This window comes from Streptomyces sp. NPDC045021 (assembly GCF_056432645.1).
In genome coordinates this window covers 169,766-184,867 of the sequence record NZ_JBWKIQ010000002.1, presented here as the reverse complement: position 1 = coordinate 184,867, position 15,102 = coordinate 169,766, and the positions used below count along the sequence as shown (strand labels likewise).

The window sequence follows — 15,102 nt, the reverse complement described above, 5'->3', positions numbered from 1 at the left end:
ACACCTTCATGAGAACGACGGGTGCGAGAGAATGGCGGCATGGAGATGCCGATGAACGAACGGTCGCAGGAGAGCCCGCAGGTCCTGATCGTGGGGCCGGACGGAATGGCGCTCGGCGGCACCCCTGGCGGCGGCGAGGAATCGCGCGAGGTCCCGGTGACAGACATGGTGGAACAGCCGGCGAAGGTCATGCGTATCGGCAGCATGATCAAGCAGCTTCTGGAAGAAGTGCGGCAGGCGCCTCTCGACGAGGCGAGCCGCGTTCGCCTCAAGGAGATCCACGCCAGTTCCGTCAAGGAACTGGAGGACGGCCTCGCGCCCGAGCTGGTGGAGGAGCTGGAACGGCTCTCCCTGCCCTTCAACGACGACTCGATCCCGACCGAGGCCGAGCTGCGCATCGCCCAGGCGCAGCTGGTCGGCTGGCTGGAGGGCCTCTTCCACGGCATCCAGACGGCGCTGTTCGCCCAGCAGATGGCGGCCAGGGCCCAGCTGGAGCAGATGCGGCGCGCCCTCCCGCCGGGCATGGGCGGCCACGAGGACAACGACGAGGGCGGCCACGCGGGCGCCCGCTCGGGCCCGTACCTCTAGATCTACCTGGGAAACGTGCGAGATCCCCCAAGTAAAGTACGATGCGGTGATTTACATCTGATGCGGCTTGACTTCTTGGGGGAGATCACTTTGGCTTTGAAGACAAAGATTTCAGCTGTACTTGCTGCCGCACTCGCGGCAGGCATCTTCGCGGCTGCACCCGCATCGGCGGCAGGGACCGCCGTGAATACGAAATACGAAATTCTCTACACCAACCCGCGGCCCAGTATGCCGGTCTCCTGCGTGTCCCGGCACATCTATCTGGCTGCAGGTACGTATACCTGGAACTGGCTTCCCAGCCACCGGCTCGTGAAGGTCCAGGGATTGGGGGCCGGTTGGTACACGTGGCAGGACTGCCTCACCCCCGGCGACGGGCTGTATCTCAACCGCACCTCGCTCGATCCGGATAATCCGAATTGGGCTACTGTCTCCGTCTCTCGGAATACGGAAGTTCCCTACGACAACTACGCATATACATGGGGATCAGAACTGGTGCCCTAGTGAACCTTGGCGCTCAACTCGATGTGAGTGAGTGAGTGACTGAGTGAGTGCAATACAAAGGCCGTCGCGCACGAACCGCGACGGCCTTTGCATGAATGGGACACAATCCTGTTGGATTCAATCAGCTGGCGCCCTTGCCGGTCGAGACCCAGATGGTGATCTTGCTGGCATCGTTCTTGCTTTTGATGTCGTAGTCCTCAAGGGCCTTGGGCGTCTGGTCGACGACGGCGCCCTTGCCCCACTGCTGCTCGTTCGTGTATTTCACCGTGTACTTCCAGCCGGCGGCCTTCAGGCACGCCTCGACGGAGTCCCGGTACTTGGTGTTGAACTGCGGGAACAGGACGAGGTTCGGATTCGAATCGCTGTTGGTGAAGCCCGGAGTGGCACCGGTGCACGCCGAGGACTCCAGCGTCCGGGTCTTGTCGGCCTGGACGATGCCGCCGTCGTTCGACGCGGTCGACGGCGAGGTCCCGCCGCTGGACGCGCCCGGCACGGACTGGCTGGTGGCCGGGCTCGTGGGGTCGTTGCCCTTGTCGGCGTTGTTGTCCGCGCCGCCCTTCATCGCGATGATCAGCCCGACGATCAGGGAGATGGCGGCCACCGCCACGGTGGCGCCGATCAGGAGACTCCGGTTCGATTTGCCGCCGCCGTTGCCCCCGCCGTGACCGCCGCCGACCGTGCCGGGCTGCATCGGGTACCCGGTGGTCGGAGCCGGCGTCCGGTACTGCGGCGCCGCCTGCTGCTGGGCCTGCTGCGGGTAGCCGTACGCGGACGGGACAGCGGGTGCCGGGGTGCCGGGACCGTAGGCGCTGTGCTGCGGCGCCGGGGTCTGGTACGGGCCGTGGACGTTCGGCGGCGGGGTGTGCAGACCGCCCTGGGCGGGCGGGAAGACCGTCGCGGAGACGCCCTCGCCGCGGCTGCGGGCGTGCGGGCCCTCACCGATGATCAGCGGGGTGATGCCGGGCTGCGTCGAGGCGCTGACGCGCTCCAGCTCGTCGTGCATGGCGTCGGCGGTCGGGAAGCGCTCCGCCGGGTTCTTCTTCAGGGCCCGCGCGATCAGCGCGTCGACCCCGGGGGTGATCGCCCGGTTGAACTGGGACGGTGCGGGCGGGATCTCCTGCACGTGCTGGTACGCCATACCCAGCGGCGAGTCGGACTCGAAGGGGATCCGGCCGGTCGTCAGCTCGAAGAGCATGCAGCCGACGGAGTACAGGTCGGACCGCTCGTCGACGCCGCGTCCCAGCGCCTGCTCGGGCGACAGGTACTGCGGGGTGCCGACGACCATGCCGGTCTGGGTCATCGAGGTGACGCCGGACTGCATGGCCCGTGCGATGCCGAAGTCCATGACCTTGACCACGCCGCGCTTGGTCACCATCACGTTGCCGGGCTTGATGTCGCGGTGCACCAGGCCCATCTCGTGGCTGACCGCGAGTGCCGCCAGCACATCGCCGGTGATCTTCAGCGCCTTCTCGGCCGGCATCGCGCCGAACTGCGCGACGTCCTCGGCCAGCACCACGTTGAGCGGCTTGCCCTCGACGTACTCCATGACGATGTAGGGGACCATCGCGCCGTCGAGGGTGTCCTCGCCCGAGTCGAAGACCGAGACGATGTTGGTGTGGTTCAGCTTGGCCACGGCCTGCGCCTCGCGGCGGAACCGCTCACGGAAGGACTGCTCGTTCCCGAGGCTCGTGTGCAGTGTCTTGACGGCGACCGGGCGGTCCAGCACCGTGTCGTGTCCCAGGTGCACTGAGGCCATGCCGCCCTCGCCGAGGAGATCGCGCAGCACATAGCGACCGCCTCCGACCGAGCGACCCGCGTAATTGGGCTGCGCGCCGTCCCCGCTGCTCATCTGTACCGCTTCCCCCTAGAGAAGGCCCTCGTCCCGCCAGCTTGCCCGCCAAGTCTGGCTTATCGCGCGGGCACGTCAAGTTTGGTGACCATCTCGTCACCTGATGCGCATGGGGCCTATACACGAGCGGCCCGGCACTGTCCCCGGAGACGGTAGCGTGGCCGACCAGAAAACCTGTAAGGCGAGGAACAAGCGACGGCGAGGACTGATGGTCGACCCCCATGAGACGACCGCAGGAACCGGAGCGTCCGATTCGCCCGAGTTGTGGGGCGCGCAAGGGATGGTCGGTGACGGTCGCTACCGGCTGACCTACCGGCTGGGACGCGGCGGAATGGCCGAGGTCTTCGCGGCCGAGGACGTACGGCTCGGACGGATCGTGGCGATCAAGCTGCTGCGCTCCGATCTGGCCGAGGATCCGGTCTCCAAGGCGCGCTTCACCCGCGAGGCACAGTCGGTCGCCGGGCTGAACCACCACGCCGTGGTCGCGGTGTACGACTCGGGCGAGGACCGCACGCCCACCGGCACGGTCCCCTACATCGTCATGGAGCTGGTCGACGGGCACACCATCCGTGACCTGCTGACCGGCGCCGAGGCGCCGCCCATCGACCAGGCGCTGATCATCATCTCCGGTGTACTGGAGGCGCTCGCCTACAGCCACCAGCACGGCATCGTGCACCGCGACATCAAGCCGGCCAACGTCATCATCACCAACACCGGCGCCGTCAAGGTCATGGACTTCGGCATCGCCCGTGCGCTGCACGGCGCGGCCAGCACCATGACGCAGACCGGCATGGTCATGGGCACCCCGCAGTACCTCTCCCCCGAGCAGGCGCTCGGCAAGGCGGTCGACTACCGCTCCGACCTGTACGCGACCGGCTGCATGCTCTACGAGCTGCTGGCGCTGCGGCCGCCGTTCACCGGTGAGACACCGTTGTCGGTGGTCTACCAGCACGTGCAGGACGAGCCGCAGGTGCCGTCCACGGTCAGCGACCGGGTGCCGCCGGAGCTCGACGGGCTGGTGCTGCGCGCGCTCGCCAAGCACCCGGACGACCGGTTCCAGAGCGCCGAGGAGATGCACGGCGTGGTGCAGTACGCGCTGCACATGCTCCAGGAGCAGGGCGGCTGGAACAATCTCTGGGACACCGGAGTCGTGGCGCACTCGGCTCCGGTCCCCCCGGCCGCGGGCACGGGGACCGGCCCCGGCGCGACGATCGGGCGGCAGGGCAACCACACCACCGCGGAGTTCAGCCGGCCGCTGCTGCTGGGCGCGTCCGGCGGCGGTGCCGACGAGACGCACGGCTACCACGAACCGCAGCACGGACGTGGCGGGGGCAACAAGTGGCTCAAGCCGGTGCTCTTCGTGCTGGCCGCGGTGCTGGCCATCTCGATGGGCGTCTACTTCGCCGTCGGGCAGGCGGGAAACAAGAAGGATCCGGGCCAGGACGTGGTGTCGCCGAGCTCACAGAGCTCGCAGGACCAGAGCACCGAGCCGAGCCAGGACACCTCGACGGATCCGAACCAGGGCGACGGCGGCATCACGCAGGCGCCGACGCAGACGCCGTCCCACCGGCCGACGCACACCGCCACGCAGACCCCCACGGAGACGCCGAGCGAGTCCGCTTCGGAGTCCCCGTCCTCGTCGGCCTCCGAGTCCCCCTCGGAGACGCCGTCCGACACGCCCACCGACGAACCCACGACGACGAAGCCCGCGACGCCGCCCACCGGCGGTGGCGGCAACCACGGCTGACCCGGCACCCGACCGGAACGCGTTCACCGGCCCCGCCCCTGCGGGCGGCTAGCCGGTGAACGCGTCGCTGACGGCCTCGTACTCGCGGGTCCACCACACCGCGAGCGCGGAGGACGCCGGGAAGAGCGGGTCGGAGCGCCGGTCGCGCTCCTGGTAGCGCCAGCGGAGCATCCAGAAGTCGTTCAGGCGCTCCCACCAGACCCGGTGCACGGCCGCGGCCAGTTCCGGGGCGGCCACCCCGGCCGCGAGCCGGTAGGCGCGCGCGTAGGGCCGTACCTTCGCCAGGTCGAGCTGCCCGTCGCCCGGCCGCACGAAGAAGATCGCGGCGGCCCGGACCGCCTCCTCGGCGCGCGGCTGCACGCCGAGGCGGTCCCAGTCGACGATGGCGACGGGTTCGTCGCCGCGGTAGAGCAGGTTCAGTGGGTGGAAGTCGCCGTGCACCCAGCCGGTGGCGGGCCCGTCCGGGGCGGGCGGCCTGCGGTGGGCGTGCCGTTCCAGCAGGGTGCGGCGCTCCAGCAGCCGGTGCTCGGCCAGCTCGTCGAAGGTCTCGCGCGGCTCGTGCGCGTGGGCGAGGTCCAGCAGCTCGTCGATGAGCGCGTACGTCCGCCCCGGGTCGGCGCTGGGGTGCGGCCTCCGGTCCGCCTCCGGCGGGGGCTGTACGCGGGCCAGGCCGGCGTGCACATGGCCGAGGAGCGTGCCGAGGCGCCGGGACTGGGCGGCGGTCAGCTCGGTGCCCTCCCGGTGCCGGCCCTCGACCCACGGGTAGAGCGCGTAGCAGCGCCCGCCGACGACGGCGACGGTCCGGCCGTCCGCGTCGGCGACCGGAGCGGCGACGGGCAGCCCGAGACCGTCCAGGAGCAGGGTGGCCCGGTGCTGGCGGGCGATGACGGCGGCGCTCGCGGTGTCCGGCGCGAGGTAGTGCTTGAGGAAGAACCGGCCGCGAGTGGTGTCCAGCCGATAGCCGCGGTTCAGCAGCCCCTGGGGGACCGGATCGCAGGCCAGCGGGGTGCCGGCGCCGTCGTAACGGCGCAGCAGTGTGCCGAGCGTGCGCTCAGCGAGCAGCTCCGTCGCCGTGCCCGTCACCCGGGAAAGCGTAGATCACGCGGCGTGCAGCTCCGGCCACCCTGCGACACCCTTGACGAACTGCACGTCCACGAACTGCGGGTCGATCCGCAGGTAGACGGGTTCGAAGGCCCGCTCGTCCACGAACGAGGGAAGCGGTCCGAAAATCTCGTCCGCGCTCTCGGGCGCCGGGATGACCCGGGCGGTGCCGGTGAGGTGCACGGCCCAGATGGAGTCCGTGGCGGTGTTCAGGTTGTCGGCCTGGTAGCCGACGACGGAGCCGTCGCAGGCGCCGTGTATGTCCCAACCGCGGTGCACGCGGATCAGCACGTGGTCGTCCACCACGACGTGCCGGGCGACGGCGATGTACGGCATGGCGTGGCGCGACAGGGCCAGGCGCCCGTAGCGGACGGCCGCCACGAGGTCGATCGCGCGTCGTTCTTGGGGGGACATGTCTCCACTGTGGCGTTGGGAAGGCAGGGCGGGACAGGGGCGGCGGCCCCCGATCGGCAGGGTCCTTGGTCCCTGGCGCCGCGGGGGGCGGCCGTGCGCGGCTCCGAGCGCCCGTCGGGCGCCGCGACGCCTTCAGCGGTGCTGGTTCTCCTCCGCGTGCATCCTGGCGACGTAGGCGGCCGCCTGGGTCCTGCGCTCCATGCCGAGCTTGGAGAGCAGTGAGGAGACGTAGTTCTTGACGGTCTTCTCCGCGAGGTGCAGGTTCTCGCCGATCTGGCGGTTGGTGTGCCCTTCGCCGATCAGGTCGAGGATCTTCTTCTCCTGCTCGGTGAGGTCGGCGAGCCGGTCGTCGCCCTTGTCCGCGCCGTGCCGCAGCCGCTCCAGCACCCGGGCGGTGGCGACGGGGTCCAGCAGCGACTTCCCGGCGGCGACGTCCCGGACGGCGCTGAGCAGGTCCGTACCCCGGATGGCCTTGAGCACGTAGCCCGAGGCGCCCGCCATGATCGCGTCGAAGAGCGCCTCGTCGTCGGCGAACGAGGTCAGCATCAGACACTTGACGTTCGGATCGTTGGACCGGATCTCCCGGCAGACCTCGACGCCGCTGCCGTCGGGCAGCCGGACGTCCAGGACCGCGACGTCGGGGCGGGTGGCGGGGATCCGGGTGAGGGCCTCGGCGGCGGTGCCGGCCTCACCGACGATCTGGATATCGGTCTCTACGGAGAGCAGTTCATGGACGCCCCGACGGACCACTTCGTGGTCATCGAGGAGGAATACATGGATTTTTCCGTCTTCGGGCACGAATCGAGCATCCCACACGATTCGATCTCCAGACCCCTTACGCCATTTCGATCCGCGAGATACCGTTCCTCTGTCCCGGTGGCCTGCGACAACGCCTGTTTACTAGGTAATCCAAGCAAAACCGCAGGTAGGACGCCTTCGCGCGATTGCGGATGTAGTAGGTAACGTCTTTCTTGCAGGCCACTTGCCGGGGCACTGTCACGCCTGGCTCGGCCATGCCGCACATACCCCGTGCGCTGCGCCGATCCAGGTGAGCCGCAACTGGCCTCCCGGCGGATCCCGGGGGCCGGACAGACGGAGGAGCGAACGTGAGCGTGAAGAGCACTGCCGCGCGGAGGACCACCCGCGGCGGCGCGAAGCGCCGTGGGGGCGAGCCCGAGCTCGTACAGCTGTTGACCCCCGAGGGCAAGCGCGTCGAGCACAGCGAGTACTCCATTGACCTGACCCCGGACGAGCTGCGTGGCCTGTACCGCGACATGGTGCTGACCCGCCGCTTCGATGCCGAGGCGATCACCTTGCAGCGGCAGGGCGAGCTGGGCCTGTGGGCCTCGCTCCTCGGCCAGGAGGCGGCACAGATCGGATCGGGCCGGGCCACCCGTCCGGACGACTACGTCTTCCCGACCTACCGCGAACACGGTGTGGCCTGGACCCGCGATGTGGACCCGTTGAACCTGCTGGGCATGTTCCGCGGGGTCAATCACGGTGGATGGGACCCCAACGAGAACAATTTCCACCTGTACACGATCGTGATCGGCTCGCAGACGCTGCACGCGACCGGTTACGCGATGGGTGTCGCCAAGGACGGCGCGGACTCCGCCGTCATCGCCTACTTCGGCGACGGTGCCTCCAGCCAGGGCGATGTCGCGGAGGCCTTCACCTTCGCGGCCGTCTACAACGCCCCCGTGGTGTTCTTCTGCCAGAACAACCAGTGGGCGATCTCCGAGCCGACCGAGAAGCAGAGCCGGGTGCCGATCTACCAGCGCTCGGCCGGTTTCGGCTTCCCGGGAGTCCGGGTCGACGGCAATGACGTGCTGGCCGTCCTGGCCGTCACCAAGGCCGCCCTGGAGCGGGCCCGCACCGGCCAGGGGCCGATGCTCGTGGAGGCGTTCACCTACCGGATGGGCGCGCACACCACGACCGACGACCCCACCCGCTACCGCGCCGACGAGGAGCGCGAGCAGTGGGAGCTGAAGGACCCGATCCTGCGGCTGAAGACGTACCTGGAGGCCGAGGGCTTCGCCGACGAGGCGTACTACGCCTCGATCGACGAGGAGAGCGACGCGCTCGCCAAGCGGGTGCGGGACGGTGTGCGCACCATGCCGAACCCCGACACCATGGCGATCTTCGAGAACGTCTACGCGGACGGGCACGCGCTCGTCGACGAGGAGCGCGCGCAGTTCGCCGAGTACCTCGCGTCGTTCGCCGACGAGACTGAGGGGCACTGACCATGACCATGACCACGTTGACCATGGCCAAGGCCCTCAACGAGGCGCTGCGCCAGTCGCTGGACACCGATCCCAAGGTCCTGCTCATGGGCGAGGACATCGGGAAGCTCGGCGGCGTCTTCCGCATCACCGACGGCCTGCAGAAGGACTTCGGCGAGGAGCGGGTCATCGACACCCCGCTGGCCGAGTCCGGCATCGTCGGTACCGCGATCGGCCTGGCGCTGCGCGGCTACCGGCCGGTCGTCGAGATCCAGTTCGACGGCTTCGTCTTCCCCGCGTACGACCAGATCGTCACGCAGCTCGCCAAGATGCACGCGCGGGCGCTGGGCAAGGTCAAGATGCCCGTCGTCATCCGCATCCCGTACGCGGGCGGCATCGGCGCGGTCGAGCACCACAGCGAGTCCCCGGAGACGCTCTTCGCGCACATCCCGGGCCTCAAGGTGGTCTCGCCGTCCAACCCGCAGGACGCCTACTGGATGCTGCGGCAGGCCATCGACTGCGACGACCCGGTGATCTTCTTCGAGCCGAAGCGCCGTTACTGGGACAAGGGCGAGGTCGACACCGAGGCCATTCCCGGCCCGCTGCACAAGGCCCGGGTGACCCGCACCGGCACGGATCTCACCCTGGCGGCGTACGGTCCCATGGTGAAGGTCTGCATGGAGGCCGCAGCGGCCGCCTCCATGGAGGGTCGTAGCCTGGAAGTGGTGGACCTGCGGTCCCTGTCGCCGATGGACTTCGACACGATCCAGGCGTCGGTCGAGAAGACCCGCCGGCTGGTGATCGTGCACGAGGCCCCCGTCTTCCTGGGGACCGGCGCGGAGATCGCCGCCCGGATCACCGAGCGGTGCTTCTATCACCTCGAGGCTCCCGTGCTGAGGGTCGGCGGCTTCCACGCCCCGTACCCGCCGGCCCGGCTCGAGGAGGAGTACCTGCCCGGCCTGGACCGCGTACTCGACGCCGTCGACCGCGCGCTGGCGTACTGAGAGGCGAGGAGAGCGTGACTGTGACCGACATTGCGCAGCGCTTCCGCGAGTTCAAGATGCCCGATGTGGGCGAAGGACTCACCGAGGCCGAGATCCTCAAGTGGTACGTCAAGCCGGGTGACACCGTCACCGACGGGCAGGTCGTGTGCGAGGTCGAGACGGCGAAGGCGGCTGTCGAGCTGCCGATCCCGTTCGACGGCGTCGTCCACGAGATCCGTTTCCCCGAGGGGGAGACGGTCGACGTGGGTACCGCCATCATCTCGGTGGACACCACTCCGGGCGCCCCGGACGAGGCTCCGGCCGCCGCGGCGGCCCCGGCTGCGGCCGTGCCGGCCGAGGCGCCCGCGGCGCCCGCCGAGCCGGCGAAGCGGCAGGCGGTGCTGGTGGGCTACGGCGTCTCCGAGGCGTCGACCGTCCGCCGGGCCCGCAGGACGCCGGGCCCGGTCCCGGCCCAGCCCGCCGGCCGGACCAAGGACAAGCCGGCATCGGAGCTGAACGGGCACGGCGCGAAGGCTGCCACCGGCCTCGCCGCTCCCACCGGGGACCGGCCGTTGGCCAAGCCCCCGGTGCGCAAGCTCGCGAAGGACCTCGGCATCGATCTGAGCTCCGTCGTCCCGAGCGGCCGTGACGGGACCATCACCCGCGAGGACGTGCACGCGGCGCTCGCGCCCGCGCCGTCCGAGCCCGCCGTGGCCGCGGCCCCCGCCGCTGCCGCCGCGAGCCCCGCGGTCGTCGCCGAGCCGGGTGCCCGCGAGACCCGTACGCCGATCAAGGGCGTCCGCAAGGCCACCGCGCAGGCGATGGTCGCGAGCGCCTTCACCGCGCCGCACGTCACGGAGTTCGTGACGTTCGACATCACGCGGACGATGAAGCTGGTCCAGGAGCTCAAGCTGGACCCGGCGTTCGCCGGCCGCAAGGTCAGCCCGCTGCTGCTGGTGGCGAAGGCGCTGCTGGTGGCGATCCGGCGGAACCCCGAGGTGAACGCGGCCTGGGACGAGGCCGGCCAGGAGATCGTCCGCAAGGACTATGTGAACCTGGGCATCGCCGCGGCGACCCCGCGCGGGCTGATCGTGCCGAACATCAAGGACGCCGGCGCGAAGACGCTGCCCGAACTGGCCACCGCGCTCGGTGAGCTGGTGGCGACCGCACGGGAGGGCAAGACCTCTCCCGCGCAGATGCAGGGCGGCACGGTGACCATCACCAACGTCGGTGTCTTCGGCGTCGACACCGGTACGCCGATCCTGAACCCGGGGGAGTCCGCGATCCTCGCCTTCGGCGCGGTCAAGGACATGCCCTGGGTCCACAAGGGCAAGGTGAAGGTCCGCAAGGTCACCACCCTGGCCCTGTCGTTCGACCACCGGGTGGTCGACGGCGAGCTGGGCTCGAAGGTGCTCGCGGATGTCGCGGCGCTCCTGGAGCAGCCGAAGCGCCTTCTGACCTGGGCGTAGTTCACCGAGGCAGTCGAGAATCACGCGAAAGAGGCCCGGACGTACAAACGTCCGGGCCTCTTTGCTGTGTCCCTCGGCCATGAAAAGCCTGATCTGTGGCGAAATAGAGGGAGAAACTCAGCTTTCAGCCCGGAGGGACACCGTGGCCGTATCCGTTTCCGCGATCCTGCTTCTCCTGATCATGACGGTCGTCTTCCTGCGCAGCGGGTCGCTGAAGGTCTCGCACGCGCTGGTCTGCGTCATCCTCGGCTTCTATCTCGCCGGCTCCAGCATCGCCCCGAGCATCCAGAACGGCCTCGCCGCGACCGCCAACGTGGTGAGCAGCCTGCACCCCTGACGGGTCCGCACCGGAGTGACCGGTCCGTATCGCGGACGCGGGTTTCTCGCGGATACGTGATGTATCTATGATGCGTGCATCATGCTTCCCGCCCCCGTGGTGGCTCCCGCCGCCAAGCCGCCGCCCGCCGCCGAGCGGGTCTATGTCCACGTCAAGCAGGGCGTCCTCGACCGCAGTTACGAGGGCGGCACGCTCCTCACCGAAGGTGATCTCGCCGAGGCCGTCGGGGTCTCCCGTACGCCGGTGCGCGAGGCGCTGCTCCGCCTGGAGGCGGAGGGGCTGATCAAGCTCTACCCGAAGAAGGGCGCACTGGTCCTGCCGGTCTCGATGCAGGAGATCGCCGATGTCGTCGAGACCCGGCTGCTCGTCGAGCAGCACGCGGTCGCCCGTCTCGTGCCCGCCGCGCCGCCCGCGCTGCTGGCCCGGCTGGAGGAGCTGCTCGCCGAGCAGCAGGGCCACGCCGACGCCGGTGACCTCGCGGCCTTCGCGGTCGCCGACCGCTGCTTCCACGCCGAGATCGTCCGCGCGGCGGGCAACCGCATCCTCGCCCACCTCTACGACCAACTGCGCGACCGGCAGTTGCGGATGGGCGTGGCCACGATGCACGCCGAGCCCAGCCGCGTCGCGAAGAACCTGGTGGAGCACGGCGAGATCCTCGCCGCGCTCAGGGACGGCGACGGCGTCCGCGCCGCCGCCCTGGTGCACCGCCATGTCTCGTGGGTGAAGGTCATGGCCAGGGGGGACGTGTGAACGGCGAACCGCCCGGCGGCAGGCGCGCCGCCACCGTGTGGGGCATCGGCACCCTCGTCTACATGGTCGCCGTGGTGCACCGCACCAGCCTCGGCGTGGCCGGGATCGACGCCGCGGAGCGCTTCCACATCGGGGCGTCCGCGCTCTCCACGTTCTCGATCCTCCAGGTGCTGGTCTACGCGGGGCTGCAGATACCCGTCGGACTGATGGTCGACCGGCTCGGCACCAAGAAGGTGCTGACCATCGGCATCGTGCTGTTCACCGCCGGCCAGCTCGCGTTCGCGCTGTCGCACTCGTACGGGATGGCCCTCGCCGCCCGCGCGGTGCTCGGCTGCGGTGACGCGATGACGTTCGTCAGCGTGCTGCGGCTCGGCTCCCGCTGGTTCCCGGCCCGCCGCGGCCCGATGATCGCCCAGGCCGCCGCGCTGTTCGGCGTCGCGGGCAACCTGATCAGTACGGTCGCGCTCTCCCGGATCCTGCACTCGGCCGGCTGGACCGCCACGTTCACCGGTACGGCGATCGGCGGCGCGTTCGTCCTCGTCCTGGTGCTGCTGTTCCTCAAGGACCACCCCGACGGCTACGAGCCGGCCCCCGCCGAGCACGCCGGATTCGGCTATGTGCGCCACCAGATCGCCTCCGCCTGGCGGGAGCCCGGCACCCGGCTCGGCATGTGGGTGCACTTCACGACCCAGTTCTCCGGAATGGTCTTCCTGCTGCTGTGGGGGCTGCCGTACCTGGTGGAGGACCAGGGCCTGTCGCGCGGGGCGGCGGGGTCGATGCTCACCCTCGTGGTCCTCGCCAACATGGTCTTCGGCACGCTCTTCGGCCAGCTGATCGCCCGTCATCACGGCGCGCGGATGCCGATCACGCTCACCGCGATCGGGGCGAGCACCGTGGCCTGGGCGGCCGTGCTGTCCTGGCCCGGCGGCCACGACCCGCTGTGGCTGCTGATCGGCCTGTGCGTCGCGCTGGGCGCCTGCGGGCCGGCGTCGATGATCGGCTTCGACTTCGCGCGGCCGGCCAACCCGCCGGAACGCTTCGGCACCGCCTCCGGCATCGTCAACGTGGGCGGCTTCACCGCCTCGATGATCACGCTGCTGGCGATCGGCGTGCTGCTCGACGCGACGGGCGACAACTACCGGATCGCCTGGTGCAGCGTCTTCGTGCTCCAGGCGATCGGCACCTTCCAGATCCTGCGGCTGCGCGGCCGCGCGACCCGGCTGGAGAAGGACCGGATCGCGGTCAGCCGCGTCGAGAGCGTGCACGTGCCGGTGTAGCCGGGGTAGCCGGTGTAGCTCCTCGTGCGGCCGGTGCGGAGGTACCGCCTCGTGTCGCCGTACCTCCTCCCGCGCCTACGGGGTGAGGGCGATGTGCGCCAGGATCGCGTTCGCGAGCCCCTGGTCGCCCTCCACCTTCACCCGGTCCGCGACGGCCGCCGGGCGAACCCGCCCGCAGACCAGCCGCAGGAACGTCTCCCAGTCGGTGCTGAACGTCACGGCCGGACCCAGGGAGACCGCGGAGTCGATCGTGCCGCGCCCCTCCTGGTCGATCCGGACCGTCCGCATGAACTCCAGCGGGCCGTGGATGTCGAAGACCACCGCGGAACCCGGCTGTGCGCCGGCGTCCTTGGCGACCATCTTCGGCAGCCCGCGGAGCAGGAAGTCCCGCGCGTACACGGCCGCAGGCGATGCCAGGTTCCCCGGCTTGGCCAGCGCCCGCCGCAGATCCTGCTCATGGACCCAGACGTCGAAGGTCCGCATCCACAGCAGGTGTTCGAGGGTCATCTCCTGGCCCATCGGACCGCGCATGCTCTGCTCGGGCCCGCGCGACTCGTTCCGCAGCTGGCGGGAGCGCCGGATGATCGTGTACTCGAGCTCGGAGGTCATCTCCGGGGCCGTGTGGTGGCGCCGGGTGTCCACCGGCACCTCGATGTAGCGGGCGAACTCGCTGGTGATGTGCCGCAGATCACTCGGCAGGGTGTGGATCGGGCGCGGATCCCCGAGCATCTCGCACTCGTAGCCGATGACGTGGGACACGACGTCGCGCACCGACCAGTACGGGCACTCGGTCGGCCGGTTCCATTCACCCTCGACGAGGGGGGCGACCAATTCGTTTATGGATTCTATGGAGTGGGTCCAGGCGTCGATGTACGGCTGGATCTTACTGTGGACGGTCACGGGACCCCTCGACGGATCGATGCGCGGTCGTGGTGGTGTGCGCCTAAGTTACGCTCCGCGCGGGTACCCACGCAGTGCTTTCGAGTGACGATGGTAGGCCCGACTTGACGACCAAACGTATGGGCGGTGGGTGTATGCGCGCTTCTTTGCTGCAGATCGACGTCGACTTGAACGAAACGGTCGCCGACCGGCGCGACCGGGTGGCCGCGCTGGTGCGCGCCCAGGGCGGTACGGAACTGGTCGTACTGCCGGAACTGTGGCCCGTCGGCGCCTTCGCGTCGGACACTTTCGCGACGGAGGCCGAGCCGCTGGACGGGCCGACGGCCGACGCGATGTCAGCGGCGGCGCGGGACGCGGGAGTCTGGCTGCACGCCGGTTCGATCGTCGAGCGCGACCCTGACGGCCCCCTCTACAACACCTCGCTCGTCTTCGACCCCGACGGGGAGCTGCGGCACACCTACCGCAAGATCCACCGCTTCGGCTTCGACCGGGGCGAGGCCGCGCTGATGGCCCCCGGCGAGGAGATCGTCACGGTCGCCCTCCCGGAGACCGTGCTGGGCCTGGCGACCTGTTACGACCTGCGCTTCCCCGAGCAGTTCCGGCTGCTCGTCGACGCGGGCGCCCAGATGCTCGTCATCCCGGCCGGCTGGCCGGCGAAGCGGCTGGAGCACTGGCGGCTGCTCGCGCGGGCCCGCGCGGTCGAGTCCCAGACGTACGTCCTGGCCTGCGGCACGGCAGGCACCCACGCCGGTGTCGAGCTCGCCGGCCACAGCATGGTCATCGATCCGTGGGGCGACATCGTCGCCGAGGCCGGCACCGCCGAGGAGACCCTCACCGTCGACCTCGACCCCGCTCTCGTCGCGAAGACCCGCCTCGACTTCCCGGTGCTGCGGGACCGCCGCCTCGGCTGAGCCGCGGCGCGGCGGTGGGGAGGGTGCTTGACTCGCACGTGGCGCGACAACAC

At 69.8% G+C, this 15,102-nt stretch carries 15 protein-coding genes; 10 read left to right on the top strand and 5 right to left on the bottom strand.

The window, feature by feature from the left end; genetic code table 11:
- Positions 1-39: 39 nt before the first annotated feature.
- A complete protein-coding gene (locus tag AC07DC_RS07880; RefSeq protein ID WP_478912973.1) occupies positions 40-588 on the top strand; it encodes a bacterial proteasome activator family protein in 549 nt (182 codons plus the stop codon).
- A gap of 60 nt (positions 589-648) precedes the next feature.
- Entirely contained in the window at positions 649-1,089 is a 441-nt protein-coding gene (locus AC07DC_RS07875; protein WP_478912971.1) for a hypothetical protein, read from the top strand.
- 121 nt (positions 1,090-1,210) lie between these two features.
- On the opposite strand, the gene AC07DC_RS07870 is transcribed toward AC07DC_RS07875, so the two are convergent.
- Positions 1,211-2,938, bottom strand: coding sequence for a protein kinase domain-containing protein (locus AC07DC_RS07870; protein ID WP_478912969.1), 1,728 nt, complete (start codon positions 2,936-2,938; stop codon positions 1,211-1,213).
- 208 nt (positions 2,939-3,146) lie between these two features.
- Between AC07DC_RS07870 and AC07DC_RS07865 the strand changes: the two genes are divergently transcribed.
- Positions 3,147-4,685, top strand: a complete 1,539-nt coding sequence (locus AC07DC_RS07865; RefSeq protein WP_478912967.1) for a protein kinase domain-containing protein — start codon at positions 3,147-3,149, stop codon at positions 4,683-4,685.
- A 48-nt stretch (positions 4,686-4,733) separates the two neighbouring features.
- Here AC07DC_RS07865 and AC07DC_RS07860 read toward each other — a convergent pair whose 3' ends face one another.
- The 3 genes from AC07DC_RS07860 to AC07DC_RS07850 form a co-directional block, all read right to left on the bottom strand.
- The gene (locus AC07DC_RS07860; RefSeq protein WP_478912965.1) at positions 4,734-5,768 is read right to left on the bottom strand and encodes a phosphotransferase enzyme family protein; all 1,035 of its coding nucleotides are present in this window, start codon (positions 5,766-5,768) and stop codon (positions 4,734-4,736) included.
- A 15-nt stretch (positions 5,769-5,783) separates the two neighbouring features.
- Positions 5,784-6,200 (bottom strand): pyridoxamine 5'-phosphate oxidase family protein, encoded by a 417-nt coding sequence (locus tag AC07DC_RS07855; protein WP_478912963.1) that lies wholly within the window; start codon positions 6,198-6,200, stop codon positions 5,784-5,786.
- Between the two features lie 132 nt (positions 6,201-6,332).
- A complete protein-coding gene (locus tag AC07DC_RS07850; protein WP_478912961.1) occupies positions 6,333-6,998 on the bottom strand; it encodes a response regulator in 666 nt (221 codons plus the stop codon).
- Positions 6,999-7,306: 308 nt separating this feature from the next.
- Between AC07DC_RS07850 and pdhA the strand changes: the two genes are divergently transcribed.
- From pdhA to AC07DC_RS07820, 6 genes are all read left to right on the top strand, one after another.
- Positions 7,307-8,443, top strand: a complete 1,137-nt coding sequence (gene pdhA / locus AC07DC_RS07845; RefSeq protein ID WP_478912959.1) for a pyruvate dehydrogenase (acetyl-transferring) E1 component subunit alpha — start codon at positions 7,307-7,309, stop codon at positions 8,441-8,443.
- Positions 8,444-8,451: 8 nt separating this feature from the next.
- Positions 8,452-9,426 carry an alpha-ketoacid dehydrogenase subunit beta gene (locus AC07DC_RS07840; RefSeq protein WP_478914060.1) on the top strand — a complete coding sequence of 325 codons (975 nt, stop codon included), beginning with the start codon at positions 8,452-8,454 and terminating at the stop codon, positions 9,424-9,426.
- A gap of 56 nt (positions 9,427-9,482) precedes the next feature.
- A complete protein-coding gene (locus AC07DC_RS07835; RefSeq protein ID WP_478914059.1) occupies positions 9,483-10,874 on the top strand; it encodes a dihydrolipoamide acetyltransferase family protein in 1,392 nt (463 codons plus the stop codon).
- 142 nt (positions 10,875-11,016) lie between these two features.
- The gene (locus AC07DC_RS07830; RefSeq protein ID WP_478912957.1) at positions 11,017-11,211 is read left to right on the top strand and encodes a hypothetical protein; all 195 of its coding nucleotides are present in this window, start codon (positions 11,017-11,019) and stop codon (positions 11,209-11,211) included.
- An 81-nt stretch (positions 11,212-11,292) separates the two neighbouring features.
- Entirely contained in the window at positions 11,293-11,961 is a 669-nt protein-coding gene (locus AC07DC_RS07825; RefSeq protein WP_478912955.1) for a GntR family transcriptional regulator, read from the top strand.
- A complete protein-coding gene (locus AC07DC_RS07820; protein ID WP_478912953.1) occupies positions 11,958-13,238 on the top strand; it encodes an MFS transporter in 1,281 nt (426 codons plus the stop codon). The genes AC07DC_RS07825 and AC07DC_RS07820 overlap by 4 nt, the downstream gene beginning before the upstream one ends.
- A 75-nt stretch (positions 13,239-13,313) precedes the next feature.
- Here the strand turns inward: AC07DC_RS07820 and AC07DC_RS07815 are convergent, their stop codons facing one another.
- Positions 13,314-14,138: a maleylpyruvate isomerase family mycothiol-dependent enzyme gene (locus tag AC07DC_RS07815; protein WP_478912951.1), complete on the bottom strand. Its 825-nt coding sequence runs from the start codon at positions 14,136-14,138 to the stop codon at positions 13,314-13,316.
- Positions 14,139-14,272: 134 nt separating this feature from the next.
- On the opposite strand from AC07DC_RS07815, the gene AC07DC_RS07810 reads away from it, so the two are divergent.
- Positions 14,273-15,049, top strand: coding sequence for a carbon-nitrogen family hydrolase (locus AC07DC_RS07810; protein ID WP_478912949.1), 777 nt, complete (start codon positions 14,273-14,275; stop codon positions 15,047-15,049).
- The last annotated feature ends 53 nt before the right edge of the window (positions 15,050-15,102 follow it).